The organism is Streptomyces sp. NPDC047108 (assembly GCF_040643575.1).
Lineage (GTDB): Bacteria > Actinomycetota > Actinomycetes > Streptomycetales > Streptomycetaceae > Streptomyces.
This window is the reverse complement of sequence record NZ_JBEYUP010000003.1, coordinates 552,133-567,349: the sequence shown is the minus strand read 5'-3', so window position 1 is coordinate 567,349 and position 15,217 is coordinate 552,133. Positions and strand designations below refer to the sequence as shown.

Genomic DNA, 15,217 nt, shown 5'->3' with positions numbered 1-15,217 from the left:
GCCGCGGTCGAAGTGGGCTCCGACGCGGATCAAGGCGACCAGATGGAGAGCCGGCACCGCGAGTCAGCGGCCTCTGAGCTGCTCGATCATCTTATGACTCCAGCCAGGCCGGCCGCGCAGCCGCCAGCTCCTTCGGTGACCTTCGGTGCGCGGCGAGTCTCTGACTCAGATCACTAGAGCGCCGCCGCGCCCCGGTCCTTCAGCGACCGGCCGTAGTCCTGGAGGACCTTCAGCTCGTTCTGCACGGCGACCATGGCGGAGGTCTCCGGGCCGCTCTCCAGGCGGCGGAGCTGGGCATGGATGTCCGTCACCCTGCGGTTGACGGCGGCGAGCCGGACCGCCACCAGCTGCATGCCCGCGTACAGGTCGTCGGGGTCGCGCCGGGTGTGCAGGGGCTCGACGGCCAGCTCGGTGACCAGGGAGCGCAGCGTGTCGTCGGGAGCGGCGTCCCGGACCCGGGCGAGGTACTCCCCGTCGGCCGCAGCCGCTCCCCCGGCGGTCTCGATCGCCGTGCGGACGACCGCGTAGGGCGGGGCCGTGAACTCGTCGGCGCCGTACGCGTCGAAGGCCGGTGAGACCAAGTCCGGCCGCTGGAGGGCGAGTTTGAGCAGCTCGCGCTCCACCCGGTGGGCCGGGCTGCGGAGGTTGAGGGCGGGACCGCGCGGGGGCTGGGGGCCGGATCCCGCCGCCGGGGCGCCGGACTGCCGCGGGCCCGGGGCGCCACGGCCCGTACGCCCCTGGGCCGGGCCGTCGCCTCCGTGGCTGTCCCTGCTGCGGGAGAGGGCGCGGACGCGCCGGATGATGGACTGCTCCTCGGCCTGGCTGGTGATGCCGACCATGCCGACGAGGCGGATCGCGTACCGGTCGCGGAGTCCGGTGTTCTTGATCGCGGCGACGACGGGGACCGCCGCGTCGACCGCCGCGATCCGGCCTTCCTCGGTGTCCAGGTTGTAGCGCTGGACGATCGACCGCAGCGCGAAGGCGAACAGCGGGGTACGGGACTCGACCAGGGCCTTCACCGCGTCGTCGCCCTCGGCGAGGCGGAGTTCGCAGGGGTCCATGCCGCCGGGCGTGATGGCGATGGAGGTCTCGGCGGCGAACTTCTGGTCGTCCTCGAAGGCGCGGAGCGCGGCCTTCTGCCCGGCCGCGTCGCCGTCGAAGGTGAACACGACCTCAGCGCTCGCGTTGTCCATCAGCAGCCGACGGAGGATCTTGACGTGGTCGCCGCCGAAGGAGGTGCCGCAGGTGGCGATGGCGCCCGTGACTCCCGCGAGATGGCAGGCCATGACGTCGGTGTAGCCCTCGACGACGACCGCCCGGCTGGTCTTCGCGATGTCCTTCTTGGCGAGGTCGATCCCGTACAGCACATGGGACTTGCGGTAGAGCGGGGTCTCGGGGGTGTTCAGGTACTTGGGGCCGTTGTCGTCCTCGCGCAGCTTGCGCGCACCGAAGCCGACGACCTCTCCGGTGATGTCACGGATGGGCCACATCAGGCGGCCGCGGAAGCGGTCGATGGGACCGCGGCGGCCGTCCTGGGCCAGACCGGAGAGGATCATCTCCTTGTCCGTGAAACCCCGCCCGCGCAGGAAGCGCACGAGGTGGTCCCAGCCGGCCGGGGAGTAGCCGACGGAGAAGTGCTGGGCGGCGGCCTGGTCGAAGCCGCGCCCGGCGAGGAACTTCCGCCCGATCTCGGCCTCGGGGCTGCCGAGTTGGTCGATGTAGAACTGGGCCGCGATCTTGTGGGCCTCGATGAGGCGGATCCGCTCGCCCTGCTGGCGGCCGGGGGTGTACCCGCCCTCCTCGTAGCGCAAGGTGATCCCGGCCTGGGCGGCGAGCCGTTCGACGGCTTCGGAGAAGGAGAGATGATCGACCTTCATCACGAAGTCGAGGGTGTCGCCGCCCTCCTGGCAGCCGAAGCAGTGGTAGAGCCCCTTGCTCGGACTGACATGGAACGAGGGGGACTTCTCATCGTGAAAGGGGCAGATCCCCTTGAGGTTGCCGCCTCCCGCGTTCCGCAGCTGGAGGTACTCGGACACGACGGCGTCGATCGGGACCGCGTCCCTGACCGCCTTCACGTCGTCATCGATGATCCTGCCTGCCACACGGGGAATTCTACGGCCGGGGTCGGACAACCCCGGCCGCAGTGGTCCGTGACGCGGGCGGCGGCGCTCCGTGATCAAGGGCCGGACACTGCGCACAGGGCCCTGAGTGCGGCAGACGGCGCGCGGCGCGTCCGCCGCACCGCGCGCCCCGTCAGCCGTTCATCAGCTCCAGGAACCGCGGCAGCCCGATGTTGCCGCCGGAGATCACCACACCCACCCGGGACGGCAGCGGCGACACCTTGCCCGCCAGCAGCGCGGCCAGGCCCGTCGCGCCGCTCGGCTCGACGACGATCTTCAGCCGCTCGAAGGCCAGCCTCATCGCCGCCTTGATCTCCTCGTCGCTCACGAGCACCACGTCGTCCACCAGGCGGCGGTTGACCGAGAACGTCAACTCCCCCGGCGTGTCGATCGCCTGCCCGTCGGCGATGGTGCGCGGCACGGGCACGCTCACACGGTGGCCGGACTCCAAGGACCGCTTGGTGTCGTCCCCCGCCTCCGGCTCCACCCCGATCATGCGGATGCCGGGACGGAGCGCGGTCGCTACCGTGGCGCACCCGGCCATCAGCCCGCCACCGCCGACCGGCACCAGGAGGGCGTCGAGTTCCCCGGCCTCCTCCAGCAACTCCAGCCCCGCCGTGCCCTGCCCGGCCATCACGTGCGGATGCTCGTACGGCGGGATGAGCGCGAGACCGCGCTCCGCCGCCAGCTCCTGAGCGATGGCGTGACGGTCGCCGGTGTAGCGGTCGTAGCGGACGATCTCGGCCCCGTAGCCGGCGGTCGCCGCCAACTTGGACTCGGGCGTGTCCTCGGGCATGACGATGACGGCGCTGCTCCCGGCCTCCCGGGCGGCCAGCGCCACGGCCTGGGCGTGGTTGCCCGAGGAGTACGCGGCGACGCCCCGGCTCAACTGCTCGGGCGACAACCGGGAGACGGCGTTGTAGGCCCCGCGGAACTTGAACGCGCCGATGCGCTGGAAGTTCTCGCACTTGAGATACGTCTCGGCGCCGATCAGCCCGTCCAGGGTCCGGGAGCGGAGCACCGGCGTGCGGTGCGCCACCCCCTTGATCCGCTCGGCGGCGTCCCGTACGTCGTCGGGCGTGACGACGGGTGCGGCGCCGGTGATGCCAGGTGTCATCGGCTGTCCCGTCACGCGCCCTGCTCCCGGACGAGCGCGCCCAGGGGGACGGTGGGGTCGGCGAGGCCCTCCGGGTCGACGCGCTGCCCCGAACGGATGAGGAGCTGGATGGGCTCGGTGACGTCCCAGACGTTGACGTTCATGCCGGCCAGGACGCGCCCCTCGCTCAGCCAGAAGGCGATGAACTCGCGCTTGGTGGCGTCGCCGCGCAGCAGCACCTGGTCGTAGGAGCCGGGCGGAGCCCACCCCGAGTACTCCAGTCCGACGTCGTACTGGTCGGAGAAGAAGTACGGGACCCTGTCGTACGTCATCTCGCGCCCGAGCATCGCGCGGGCCGCCGCCGGGCCGCCGTTGAGGGCGTTGGCCCAGTGCTCGACGCGGATCCGGGTGCCGAAGAGCGGGTGCTCGGCGGCGGCGACGTCACCGGCGGCGTAGATGTCGGGGTCGGAGGTGCGCAGCGAGGTGTCGACGAGGACACCGCCGCCGTGCGCCCGGTCGGCGAGGGCGAGGCCCGCGGAGTCGGCGAGGCCGGTGCGGGGGGCTGCGCCGATCGCGGCGAGCACGCTGTGGGCCGGGTGCTCCTCCCCGTCGTCGGTACGGGCCGCGAGCACCATGCCGTCCTGCCCGGTGATCTCGGTGAGCCGGGCACCGAAGTGGAAACGGACACCGTGCTCGCGGTGCAGATCCGTGAAGAGCGAGCCCAGCTCCGGGCCCAGCACCCTGTGCAGGGGCGTCGGTTCGGGTTCGACGATGGTGACCTCGGCGCCGTAACCCCGGGCGGCCGCGGCCACTTCGAGGCCGATCCATCCTCCGCCCGCGATGACCAGATGACCGTTGTCCCTGCCGAGGGAGGCGAGGACGCCGCGCAGCCGGTCGGCGTGGGCGAGGCGGCGCAGATGGTGGACACCGGCCAGGTCGGTGCCGGGGATGTCCAGGCGGCGGGGCTCGGCGCCGGTGGCGAGCAGCAGCTTGTCGTAGTGGATGCGGGTGCCGTCGCCGAGGGTCACGGCCTTGGTGCCGCGGTCGAGGTGGACGGCGGGCTGGCCGAGGTGGAGCTCGATCTCGGCCTGGGCGTACCAGGCGGGCTCGTGGACGAAGACGCTGTCGCGCTCGTCGGAGCCGGTGAGGTAGCCCTTGGACAGCGGCGGCCGCTCATAGGGGTGGTCGCGCTCGTCGCAGATGAGGATGACGCGTCCCGTGAACCCCTCCGCGCGCAGGGTCTCGGCGGCTTTCGCTCCCGCCAGCCCCCCTCCGACGATGACGAACGTCTGATTGGCGTCGACCACTTGATGCCTCCTCGCTACCGGGCCTTGAGCCTGTGTCCATGGTCCCCCGCTCCGCTCGCCTCAAGCGAGCCTCCCGCACGGGGCGTGCCGCGGGAAGAGGGACTCCGCCCCTGCGGACGTTGCCTCGGGCGCTGAGCCGGACGATCTCCAGGGTGCTGTTTCGGCCGCGTGTCGCGGTCCTCCCGGCCGTCGTGTCGCGCCCCGTTCCGCTGCTCGCGTTTCCCTTTCACCTCTCCCGTCGCGTTTTCCCGTCGTGCCCCGAAGGCACCAGATTGCGCTGTGGGGAGTGAGCCCGGCGTAAGGACGGTGACGAGCGGGTGCGTACGGCGGCCGTCGGCAGTACGGCGTCGCGCGGTCCGTACGGGCTGGGGGTCCGAGCGGTCCGGGTCCGGGGATCCGGCCTCATCCCCCGCTCGTCATGCGCGCGTGGAGGCCGCGGGCCGAGGCGTCGGTGAGCGCGGCGATCTGGTCCACGATCACCCGCTGCCGCTCCCGGTCGTCCGGCGCGGCCGTGTGCAGCGCGCGGTACTGCGGGTCGAGGCCGTCGGGCGCGCGGGCACTGAGCGCCTCGGCCAACTCGGCCAGAATGATCCGCTGCTCGGCGCGCATCCGCTCCTGTTCGGCGCGCTGCATCACGTACAGATCGGCGACCGCCTTGAGCACGGCGCACTCCAGCCGGGTGTCCCGGGGGACGACGAGTTCCGCGGCGTACCGGGTGAGCCGGCCGCTGCCGTACGCATGACGCGTCGCGCCCTCCGCCGCGAGACAGAACCGGCCGATGAGCTGACTCGTGGCGTCCTTGAGGCGGGCCTGGGCGACGGCCGAACCGTCGTAGCCGTGCGGCCACCACTCCTGGTCGGTCAACCGGTCCAGGGCCTCGGCCAGCTCGTCCGGCTCGGTGCCGGGCGGGGCGTAACGCGCGGTGGCGCAGGCGACGATCTCGCGGCGCTCGGGCTCGGCGAGCAGCAGGTCGGGGTCGAGATGGCCGGCGTGCAGGCCGTCCTCGATGTCGTGGACGGAGTAGGCCACGTCGTCGGACCAGTCCATCACCTGCGCCTCGAAGCACTGACGGTGGTCCGGAGCGCCCTCCCTCAGCCAGGTGAACAGGGGCAGGTCGTCCTCGTAGACCCCGAACTTCGGGGAGGCCGGGTCGGTCGGGTGCCCTCCGCGCGGCCAGGGGTACTTGGTCGCGGCGTCGAGGGCGGCACGGGTCAGGTTGAGGCCGACGCTGACCGGTTCGCCGCTGCCGTCCCGCTGGACGAAGCGCTTGGGTTCCAGGCGCCCGAGGAGGCGCAGGGACTGGGCGTTCCCCTCGAATCCGCCGCAGTCCTTGGCGAATTCGTTGAGGACCTGCTCCCCGTTGTGTCCGAACGGCGGGTGGCCGAGGTCGTGCGCCAGACAGGCGGTCTCCACGAGGTCGGGATCACAGCCGAGCGCCGCACCGAGTTCGCGGCCGACCTGGGCGCACTCGAGGGAGTGGGTCAGCCGGGTGCGGGGGCTGGCGTCCCAGCCGATGGACTGCTGGCCCGGGGCGACCACCTGCGTCTTCCCCGCGAGCCGGCGCAGCGCGGCGGAGTGCAGGACGCGGGCCCGGTCGCGCTGGAAGGCGGTACGGCCGGGGCGCTTGTCCGGCTCGGGCGCCCAGCGCTCGGTGTCGCCCTCGCCGTACGCCCATGAGTCCCGCGCGGTGTCCTCGGAGGGGTCACCGTACGGGGTGGAGGGATCGCCGTACGGGGTGGAGGGATCGGTCCCGCTTCTGCCTGCCATACAGGGACCGTAACCGGACGGGCCGCCGGGCGGGACGGGCGGCCCCGGCGGGGCGGGAGGCCGGGGGCTGCTCGGCTCTGTTCCGGCTTGCGCCGGCCGATCCGGCCTGTTCCGCACGCGTCAGGTCGGATCATGCGGAGGCCAGGTGGGGCTCTCCGGTGAGGCCGGAGAGGTCTGCCGACGCGGCGACCGCCTCGTCGTAGCGGTGCAGCACGAGCCGGGCGAGGGCCGGGTGCGCGCCGAGCGGCTCCGCGGCGACCCCGGGGGCCAGGCCCGCGCACTGTGCGGAGAACCGTCCGGGCGCGGTGAAGTACGAGGCGACGGCGATGCGGTCGCGACCGGAGGCGCGCAGGGCCGCCACCGCTTCCGGCACGCTGGGCCCCGCGGCCGACGCATAGGCCGGGAGGACGGGCACCCCGCCGAGCCGGGCGCCGAGCAGTCCGGCCGTCCGTGCGGTGTCCGCGGCGGAGTCGGGGTCGCGGGATCCCGCTGCGGCCAGGACCACGCCGCTGCGGGCGGGTCCGCCGGGGCGGCCGGGGAGCCGCCATCCCGCTTCGGCGAGCCGGGAGTGCAGGGCTTCGGCCAGCAGCGGGTGCGGGCCCAGCGGCAGGGCGGTGCTCAGGCGCAGGTGCGGCGCCTCGGCGGCGGCCTGCGGCAGGTCGTGCTTCACGTGATGGCCGCGGCCGAACAGCAGGGGGACGAGCACCGCGTCTCCGCGCAGACCGGCGAGCGTCGCGGACAGGAGCGGTTCGTCGATCTCGATGTGGCCGAGCCGGACGGGCAGACCGGGACGCAGGGCGCGGACGAGGTCGAGGAGCGTGAGGACGGTGTCGCGCGCCCTCGGGTCACGACTGCCGTGCGCGACGGCGACGAGCGTCGGCGGCCGGGTGTTCCTGCGGTCCCCGTGCGGGCGGCGGAGACTGCGCATGCCGACCGTCCGGAGGCGGCTGCTGAGCTGGGCGGTGATCTGGTTCATGAGCTGCGCCGTGCTGTCGAGGTGGGCTGTGGTGTCAGGCGGGACCGGGCCGGGGGGAGGTGTCGACGCCGTCATGGGGAGAGTCTGGCGAGCGGGTATTGCCTGGCGGTTGCGGCGGCGTGACACCTGATGTCGGCGGCCTCACGGGGCGGGAAACACGGCGGAGATGTCGCCTCGCCGTTCATCGCCGTCCACATCGCTGTCGTTCGGCGACGTCGTTGAGCGACGTCGTTCGTCACGTCGTTCGTCAGGGGGCTCGCCGCTGTCGCACGTCGCCGTCGTTCGTCAGGGCACTCGTCGGCGTCACTCGTCCGGGTGTTCTCGTGAACCGGCCGTCCGTTCGGAGAACTTGCGGGCGTGCCCGATCGTCCAAGAAGGGGGAACGGACGATCAGGGGGACGTCATGGAGGGGATCCGGCTGCCGCGGCTGACGCGGCGCCTGCGGAATGCGGCCGAGCGGCGACTGCGCCCGCGCTTGCGGCCGCGTGTGCCGTTGCCTCTGCGTCGGTGGCTGCGTCTGCCGCGGACACAGCGGGGCAGACGGCGCGCGGTGCAGGCGGTGATGCTGGGCTGCGTCCTGGCCCTTCTGCCGGCGACGTGGATGCACGCGACGGCGTCGGAGCGCGTGCGGGTGGTGGCGGACGCGCCCGCGGCACCGGTGGGCATCGTCTTCGGGGCTGGGCTGCGGGAGGGGCGGCCGTCCCCGTACCTCGCGCACCGGCTGGACGCCGCCGCCGAGCTGTACCGGGCGGGGCGGATCCGCGTCGTCCTGGTGACCGGCGACAACAGCACCACCGACTACGACGAGCCGGACGCCATGCGCGGCTACCTCACCGCGCGCGGCGTTCCGGGCGGAAGGATCGTCAGCGACTACGCCGGGTTCGACACCTGGGACTCATGCGCGCGGGCGAAGCGGATCTTCGGCGTCGACCGGGCGCTGCTGATCAGCCAGGGCTTCCACATACGCCGGGCGCTGGCGCTGTGCGAGGCGGCGGGCCTCGACGCCTACGGCGTCAGCGTGACCGAGCGGCGCGACGTGACCTGGTGGTACGGCGGAGTGCGCGAACTCGCGGCCGCGGGGAAGGCGGCGCTCGACGCGACCGTTCGGCCCGATCCGCACTTCCTCGGCCCGCAGGAGAGGGGCGTCACGCAGGCGCTGGGGAGCTGATCCGCCCGGAACCCGAGCGAAATCCCGGATCAGCGACGGCCGGATCAGCAAGGGTCGGATCAGCGACGCCGGCCGGCACCTCACCGTGCCACGGGGCGGGCGCTGAGGTCGTGGTGCGGTGGGCGTAACGCGGAGGGGCGCGTCCCGTAACACCTGCGACGCACGCTGGGGTGTATGCCGAGCGCCACCACACCCGCAGCCCCCGGGGCCCGCACCGCCGCCCCCGTCGACACGCACTGTCCGTACTGCGCGCTGCAGTGCGGCATGGGCCTGCGGCCGGAGGCGGACGGCGCGCCGGGCGGCGTGGAGGTGGTGGAGCGCACCGCGTTCCCCGTCAACCGCGGCGCGCTGTGCGGAAAGGGACGCACCGCCCCCGCCGTTCTCTCCTCGCGGGTGCGTCTGACCGAACCGCTGGTGCGCCGCGGCGCCACGGGAGAACTGGAGCCCGCGGGCTGGGAGGAGGCACTGGACCGGATCGCCGAAGGTCTGATCCGTACGCGAGCTGCGTACGGGCCCGACGCGGTGGGCGTCTTCGGCGGCGGAGGGCTGACCAACGAAAAGGCGTACGCACTGGGGAAGTTCGCACGGGTCGTGCTCAGCACCTCGCAGATCGACTACAACGGCCGCTTCTGCATGTCCTCGGCCGCGGCCGCCCACCAGAGGGCGTTCGGCCTGGACCGCGGGCTGCCCTTCCCGATGGCCGACATCCCCCGCAGCGGCTGCGTCGTCCTCGTCGGCTCCAACCTCGCCGAGACGATGCCGCCCGCCCTCCGCTACCTCACCGAACTGAAGGAGAACGGCGGCAAGCTCGTCGTCATCGATCCGCGGCGCACGCGGACGGCCGAGCAGGCCGATCTGCATCTCGCGCCCCGCCCCGGAACGGACCTCGCCCTCGCCCTGGGCCTGCTGCATCTGGTGGTCGCCGAAGGCAGGGTGGACGAGGAGTTCGTCGCGGCCCGGACGACCGGCTGGCCCGAAGCGCGCGCCGCGGCCATGGCCCACTGGCCCGAGTTGGTGGAGCGCATCACGGGGGTGCCGCTGCCGGACCTGCGCGCGGCGGTGGCCCTGTTCTGCGACGCGCCCTCCTCGATGGTGCTCACCGCACGGGGACCCGAGCAGCAGTCGAAGGGCACGGACACCGTCGGCGCTTGGATCAATCTGTGCCTGGCGACCGGCCGCGCCGGGCGCCCGCTGTCCGGTTACGGCTGCCTCACCGGACAGGGCAACGGGCAGGGCGGCCGTGAACACGGCCAGAAGGCCGACCAGTTGCCCGGGTACCGCAAGCTGACGGATCCGGCCGCGCGGGCCCATGTGGCCGAGGTGTGGGGAGTTGATCCCGCGGCACTCCCCGGCCCCGGCCGCAGCGCCTACGAGCTGCTGGACGCGCTCGGCGGGGACGTGAAGGCGCTGCTGCTCATGGGGTCCAACCCGGTGGTGTCCGCCCCGCGCGCCGCCCACGTCGAGGAACGTATCCGCTCGCTGGACTTCCTCGCCGTCGCCGACGTCGTGCTGTCCGAGACGGCCCGGCTCGCCGATGTCGTCCTGCCGGTGACGCAGTGGGCCGAGGAGACGGGGACCACGACGAACCTCGAAGGCAGGGTGCTGCTGCGCCGTCAGGCCGTCACGCCTCCACCGGGCATACGGACGGACCTCCAGGTGCTGAACGGCCTTGCCGCCCGCCTGGGTTGGGAGAAGGGGTTCCCCACGGACCCGGAGGAGGTCTTCACCGAACTGCGCCGTGCCTCCGCGGGCGGCCCGGCCGACTACTCCGGCATCACGTACCGTCGGATCGCCGACGAGGACGGGGTGTTCTGGCCCTGCCCGGCGAACGACCCCGGCCCCGAGAGCGACGGCCAGGACGCCACCGCACCCGCGCCCGCGGACACCTCCGACGCCCCCGACGCCCCCGACGCCTCCGAGGGGCGCGACGCAGCCGTACCGTCCGCCGACGCCGTACGGACGCACGACGCCGCGCTCCCGGACGGCGCTCCGCTCCCGGACGACCCGGCCGACGACTACGGCGCCGAGCCCCCCGCCGGGCGCTCCGTCCCCGGCCTCCGCCCCGAACCTTCCGGCGTCCCCCGGACAAAGCGTCACCCGGGCACGCCGCGTCTCTTCCTCGACCGGTTCGCGACCGAGGACGGCAGGGCGCGGTTCGTCCCCGTCACCCACCGTGCGTCCGCCGAGGAGGCCGACGAGGACTATCCGGTGCTGCTGACCACCGGCCGGGTCGTCTCGCAGTACCAGTCGGGCGCGCAGACCCGGCGGGTCGACGAACTCAACGCGGCCGCGCCCGGCCCGTTCGTGGAACTGCACCCCGAACTCGCCGCCCGCGTCGGCGTGGACGAGGGCGACGCAGTGGCGGTGATCTCCCGGCGCGGACGGGCCGTCGCCCCGGCGCGGATCACCCGCGCCATCCGCCCCGACACCGTCTTCATGCCCTTCCACTGGCCCGGTCCCGGGCGCGCCAACACCCTCACCAACCCCGCGCTGGACCCGACTTCGCGCATGCCGGAGTTCAAGGTCTGCGCGGTCCGCGTCGAGCCGGTCCCGGCCGCCGCCGAGCCGACGGAAGCGCAGCCGGACGCCCGGTCGTCGGCCGCAGCGCACCCCACGGCCGGGTGGCCGGGCCGGCCACCGCAGCAGCCCGCCCCCGCGCCGCGGCCCGTCGCGGCGCGATAGCGGCCGCGCCTCGGCGCCTCGGCCCCGCGGAGACGCCGCGGGCACCTCGGCAGACAACTCCGCGTCCGCAGCGCATCCAGCCGATCAGCGGCCACACCGAGCCGCTCGGCAAGTCCCTCAGCCCATCGGCAGAAACCCGCCGCTCAGCAGAAACCCAGCCGCTCAGCAGCGCACCCGGCGCTCAGCGGTGTCCCAGCGGCACCCTCAGCAGGTCACCCAGTCGCCGCCCGGCACCACCGTGCCCGAGGCGCGCAGCTGCCGGGCCACCGGTTCCGCGGCCAGATACACCCACGCGTCCACGCCACGGCCCCCGCCTTCCCCGTCGTCCAGGAGGATCACCTCGCGCGCGACGCGCTCGTAGAGGTTGGCGGGGTCCCCGGGCGCGTAGTCCTCCAGCACGTCCAGGGCGGCGAGCAACGCGTCGTAGTGCTCGGCGGCGGGGGTGATCAGCTCGCCGAGGATCTCGCCACCGGGGCCGGCCACCGCGTACGGCCACCCCGGCCCCTCGTACATCACTGCCCCGCGCAGCCGTGCGGGCCGCTCCTCCACCGTGCGTCCGCGCAGGTACAGGTCGTGGTTCTCCCGGCCCGGGCGCAGTGTCCCGTAGACGAAGACAGGCAGCCGCAACCGCTCCACCGTCACCGCCAACTCCCCTCTCGCGTTCCTCACCCGCGGCCCGGCCGGGCACGGCGCGCGCGCCCCGCTCGCGACCAGGCGGGGCACCGGCCCCCGCCGTAAAATTCATGGCATGGGACAGCGACCGGTCGCACCCTCAGCGCCCGAACTGGTCCTCGAAGCCGACGGTGACTCCCATGTCATGAGTCCCAGCCGGTCCTACCACGTGGGGCGTGATCCGGCGAGCGACATCGTGTTCAGCGACACCAGGGTCTCCTGGCATCACGCGGTGTTGCGGCCCCTCGAGGACCACTGGACCCTCGAGGACGAGGGCAGTACCAACGGTACGTACGCCGACGGACGCCGCGTCGACCGGTCCGGCGTCGGTCCCGGCAGCGTCATCCGCTTCGGCAACCCCGCCGACGGCCCTTGCGCGGTCCTCAAGCCCCGCACCCCGCCGGCCGCACCGACCGAGGTCCAGCGCCCCTCGGCCGTCGCCCACCCCGGCGCCACCAGCACCTTCCGCCGCCCCTCGGCCGTCCGCCCGCTGCCGTCCCGGACGATCCGCATCGGCAGGGCCGCCGACAACGACCTGGTCATCGACGACCTGGTCGTCTCGCGCCACCACGCGGAGCTGCGAGCCCTGCCGGTGCCCGACGGCGGCGCGCCGCCCCTCGCCCCGGGCGCGCCCGGGGCGTACGAGATCGTCGATCTCGGCAGCCACAACGGCACGTACCTCGACGGCCAGCCGGTGCGGCGTGCCCGCGTCGAGCAGGGCGCCATCGTCGGCATCGGCCACTCCGCGTTCTCCCTCGTCGGGGACGAACTGCAGGAGTACGTCGACACCGGTGAGATCTCGCTCGACGTCCAGGATCTGGCCGTGTCGGTCGACCGGGGGCGCAAGACGCTGCTGGACCACGTGTCGTTCCCGGTGAGCGAGAAGTGCCTGCTCGCCGTCGTCGGCCCCAGCGGGGCGGGCAAGTCGACGCTGCTCAACGCACTGACCGGACTGCGCCCCGCCGACACCGGCTCGGTGCTCTACGACGGCCGCGACCTGTACCGGGACTACGCGGAGCTGCGGCAGCGCATCGGGCTGGTGCCGCAGGACGACATCCTGCACGCCCAGCTCACCGTGCGCCGGGCCCTCGGCTACGCCGCCCAGCTCCGCTTCCCCGACGACACCGCGAAGGCCGAGCGGCAGGCGCGGGTCGACGAGGTGATCCATGAACTCGGCCTGGACCAGCGGGTGAAGCAGCCCATCCACAGCCTGTCCGGCGGGCAGCGCAAGCGCGTGAGCGTGGCGCTGGAGTTGCTGACGAAGCCGTCACTGCTGTTCCTGGACGAGCCGACGTCCGGCCTCGACCCGGGCATGGACCGCTCGGTGATGCACATGCTGCGCGGTCTCGCCGACGACGGCCGTACGGTCATCGTGGTCACGCACAGCGTGCTGAGCCTGGACGTGTGCGACCGGCTGCTGGTCCTCGCGCCGGGCGGCAGGATCGCGTACTACGGGCCGCCCGAGGACGCCCTCGCGTTCTTCGGCTTCGAGCAATGGCCCGAGGCCTTCGAGGCGTTCGAGACGGACAGGGACCGGGACTGGGCGGGCGAGTACGGCGCCTCGCACCTGCACCGGAAGTACATCGCGGGGGCGACGCGCCAGCCCGATCCGGTTCCGCACGCCGAGCCCGCGGCCGTTCCGCCGCCGAAGGCGCAGAGCTGGGGCTCGCAGCTCCGTACGCTGATCCGCCGGTACGCGGCCGCGCTCGCCGCCGACCGGACCTTCCTGGCCGTCATGATCGTTCTGCCGTTCATCATGGGCGCGATGGCGCACGCCCTCGCCGGATCGGAACTGACCAGCCAGGAAGCGATGAACGCGCTGCTCATCCTGTGTCTGGGCGCGGTGCTGACGGGCGCCGCCAACGCCGTGCGCGAGCTGGTCAAAGAGAGAACGATCTACCGCCGGGAACGGGCCGTCGGCCTGTCCCGCTCCGCGTATCTGATGTCCAAGGTGGTGGTTCTGGGGCTCATCACGATCGTCCAGGCCGTCGTGCTGACGATGGTCGCGCTGACCGGTGTGGACCTCAACGCACCTGGCGGCGAAGGGGTGTTCATGCCGCCGCTGATCGAGATCACCCTTGCCGTCGCGCTCCTGGGGTTCACGGCCATGATGCTCGGTCTGGTGGTCTCCGCGCTGGTACGGAAGGAGGAGGTCACCATGCCGCTGCTGGTCCTCCTCGCGATCGTGCAGGTGGTCTTCTGCGGCGCGCTGATCAAACTCGACGGCGTCACGGGACTGGAGCAGCTCTCCTGGCTCGTTCCGGCCCGGTGGGGGCTGGCCGCCATGGCGGGCACGGTCGACCTGGAGCGGATCATGCGGGGCCAGAAGGTGACCGCCGACCCCCTCATGGACCACACGGCCTCGGCCTGGCTGCTCGACATGGGGATGCTGGTCGTGCTGTCCCTGGTGTTCGGATACCTCGTCTCCCGGCTGCTGCGCAGACATGAGCCCGTCATCATGCGGAAGTAGCCGGTACGGGTACGGGTACGGCAGCTACGACGGCGGCACGGCCGGCGGGAGGTGAACCGGATGACCGATCCCAATGATCCGCCGGTGGCCGGGCCCGGTGCCGAGCCCGGTTTCCGCCCCAGTCACGTCGTGCCCCGGGACGGCATGGCCACCTGGTCGGCGCCGGACATGGCACGCCCCTCGGTGCCGCTGGACCCGCTCCTGCCCGTCCAGCTCGTCGACCGCCGCGGGGACTGGGCCCATGTGCTGTGCTCCAACGGCTGGGCGGCGTGGGTGGACGGACGGCTGCTCGTGTCCATCCCGCAGAGCCCGCCCGCCGCCGGTCGGCCCCTCGCCCGCACGGCCGACCCGCGGCCGCTCCTGGACCGCCTGGAGCGCGAGGTGCGGCAGTACCGGCAGGCCGCGGAGGACCTGGCCGCCGGCGCCGACGGGGAGACCTTCCGGCAGCGGACGCAGGGGCTGCGGGTGGGCGTCGTCGTGGACGGCGACGCGGTCTGGCTGTACGACGCGCAGCACGAGCGGTGGTGCTACTCGGACGGCGGCGCCCTGTCGACGTACGCCGCGAGCCATACGCCGTCGAGCACCCCGACACCGCCGGGCGCGGACGATCCTTCGCCGTCCGCGGCCCCTTCCGCCGCGTCGGAGAGCATCCCGCCCGGTCCGGCCGCGCCGCCCGCCGACGGAGGGGCGGAGCCCCGACCGCCCCCGCCCACAGAGGTGGTGGAGCGGCCGGACGCCAGTGACGACCACGACAGCCACCACAGCCACCACAGCCACGACGGCGACGGCGGCGACGGCGACGGCGACGGCGACGGCGACGGCGACGGCGACGGCGACGGCGACGACCGAGTGGGGCCGCCTGGGGACGGCACGCACCCGCCGACCCGGTCCGGTGATGGGCCGTGACCGGTCCGGACGCCCGTCCCCCGGGCCACGACACCGCGCCCGACACCTCCGGG

The 15,217-nt window shown here is 73.3% G+C and carries 10 protein-coding genes; 4 read left to right on the top strand and 6 right to left on the bottom strand.

Going from position 1 to position 15,217, the window contains the following annotated elements:
* Positions 1-173: 173 nt before the first annotated feature.
* The 5 genes from dnaG to ABZ822_RS10610 all read right to left on the bottom strand — a co-directional run bounded on the left by dnaG (position 174) and on the right by ABZ822_RS10610 (position 7,341).
* On the bottom strand, positions 174-2,102 hold the full coding sequence (gene dnaG / locus ABZ822_RS10630) for a DNA primase (RefSeq protein WP_360850090.1): 1,929 nt from the start codon (positions 2,100-2,102) through the stop codon (positions 174-176).
* A gap of 151 nt (positions 2,103-2,253) precedes the next feature.
* The gene (locus ABZ822_RS10625; protein WP_360850087.1) at positions 2,254-3,237 is read right to left on the bottom strand and encodes a pyridoxal-phosphate dependent enzyme; all 984 of its coding nucleotides are present in this window, start codon (positions 3,235-3,237) and stop codon (positions 2,254-2,256) included.
* A gap of 11 nt (positions 3,238-3,248) precedes the next feature.
* Positions 3,249-4,523, bottom strand: coding sequence for an FAD-dependent oxidoreductase (locus ABZ822_RS10620; RefSeq protein ID WP_360850084.1), 1,275 nt, complete (start codon positions 4,521-4,523; stop codon positions 3,249-3,251).
* A 402-nt stretch (positions 4,524-4,925) separates the two neighbouring features.
* A complete protein-coding gene (locus ABZ822_RS10615; RefSeq protein WP_360850081.1) occupies positions 4,926-6,290 on the bottom strand; it encodes a deoxyguanosinetriphosphate triphosphohydrolase in 1,365 nt (454 codons plus the stop codon).
* A gap of 130 nt (positions 6,291-6,420) precedes the next feature.
* A complete protein-coding gene (locus ABZ822_RS10610) occupies positions 6,421-7,341 on the bottom strand; it encodes a sirohydrochlorin chelatase (RefSeq protein WP_360850078.1) in 921 nt (306 codons plus the stop codon).
* A gap of 487 nt (positions 7,342-7,828) precedes the next feature.
* Between ABZ822_RS10610 and ABZ822_RS10605 the strand changes: the two genes are divergently transcribed.
* A complete protein-coding gene (locus ABZ822_RS10605; RefSeq protein ID WP_360850496.1) occupies positions 7,829-8,434 on the top strand; it encodes an ElyC/SanA/YdcF family protein in 606 nt (201 codons plus the stop codon).
* A gap of 174 nt (positions 8,435-8,608) precedes the next feature.
* Positions 8,609-11,116 (top strand): molybdopterin-dependent oxidoreductase, encoded by a 2,508-nt coding sequence (locus ABZ822_RS10600; protein WP_360850075.1) that lies wholly within the window; start codon positions 8,609-8,611, stop codon positions 11,114-11,116.
* Positions 11,117-11,320: 204 nt separating this feature from the next.
* On the opposite strand, the gene ABZ822_RS10595 is transcribed toward ABZ822_RS10600, so the two are convergent.
* Entirely contained in the window at positions 11,321-11,752 is a 432-nt protein-coding gene (locus tag ABZ822_RS10595; RefSeq protein WP_360850493.1) for a gamma-glutamylcyclotransferase family protein, read from the bottom strand.
* 112 nt (positions 11,753-11,864) lie between these two features.
* On the opposite strand from ABZ822_RS10595, the gene ABZ822_RS10590 reads away from it, so the two are divergent.
* Complete coding sequence (locus ABZ822_RS10590; RefSeq protein WP_360850071.1) at positions 11,865-14,258, top strand: ATP-binding cassette domain-containing protein; 2,394 nt, start codon at positions 11,865-11,867, stop codon at positions 14,256-14,258.
* 60 nt (positions 14,259-14,318) lie between these two features.
* Complete coding sequence (locus ABZ822_RS10585) at positions 14,319-15,164, top strand: hypothetical protein (protein ID WP_360850068.1); 846 nt, start codon at positions 14,319-14,321, stop codon at positions 15,162-15,164.
* Positions 15,165-15,217 lie beyond the last annotated feature (53 nt).

Excerpts from the sequence above, each read along its gene's own strand:
- ABZ822_RS10605 (WP_360850496.1), top strand. The coding sequence starts at position 7,829 with ATGCTGGGCTGCGTCCTGGCCCTTCTGCCGGCGACGTGGATGCACGCG.
- ABZ822_RS10610 (WP_360850078.1), bottom strand. The coding sequence starts at position 7,341 with ATGACGGCGTCGACACCTCCCCCCGGCCCGGTCCCGCCTGACACCACA.
- ABZ822_RS10600 (WP_360850075.1), top strand. The coding sequence starts at position 8,609 with ATGCCGAGCGCCACCACACCCGCAGCCCCCGGGGCCCGCACCGCCGCC.
- ABZ822_RS10625 (WP_360850087.1), bottom strand. The coding sequence starts at position 3,237 with ATGACACCTGGCATCACCGGCGCCGCACCCGTCGTCACGCCCGACGAC.
- ABZ822_RS10615 (WP_360850081.1), bottom strand. The coding sequence starts at position 6,290 with ATGGCAGGCAGAAGCGGGACCGATCCCTCCACCCCGTACGGCGATCCC.
- ABZ822_RS10590 (WP_360850071.1), top strand. The coding sequence starts at position 11,865 with ATGGGACAGCGACCGGTCGCACCCTCAGCGCCCGAACTGGTCCTCGAA.
- ABZ822_RS10585 (WP_360850068.1), top strand. The coding sequence starts at position 14,319 with ATGACCGATCCCAATGATCCGCCGGTGGCCGGGCCCGGTGCCGAGCCC.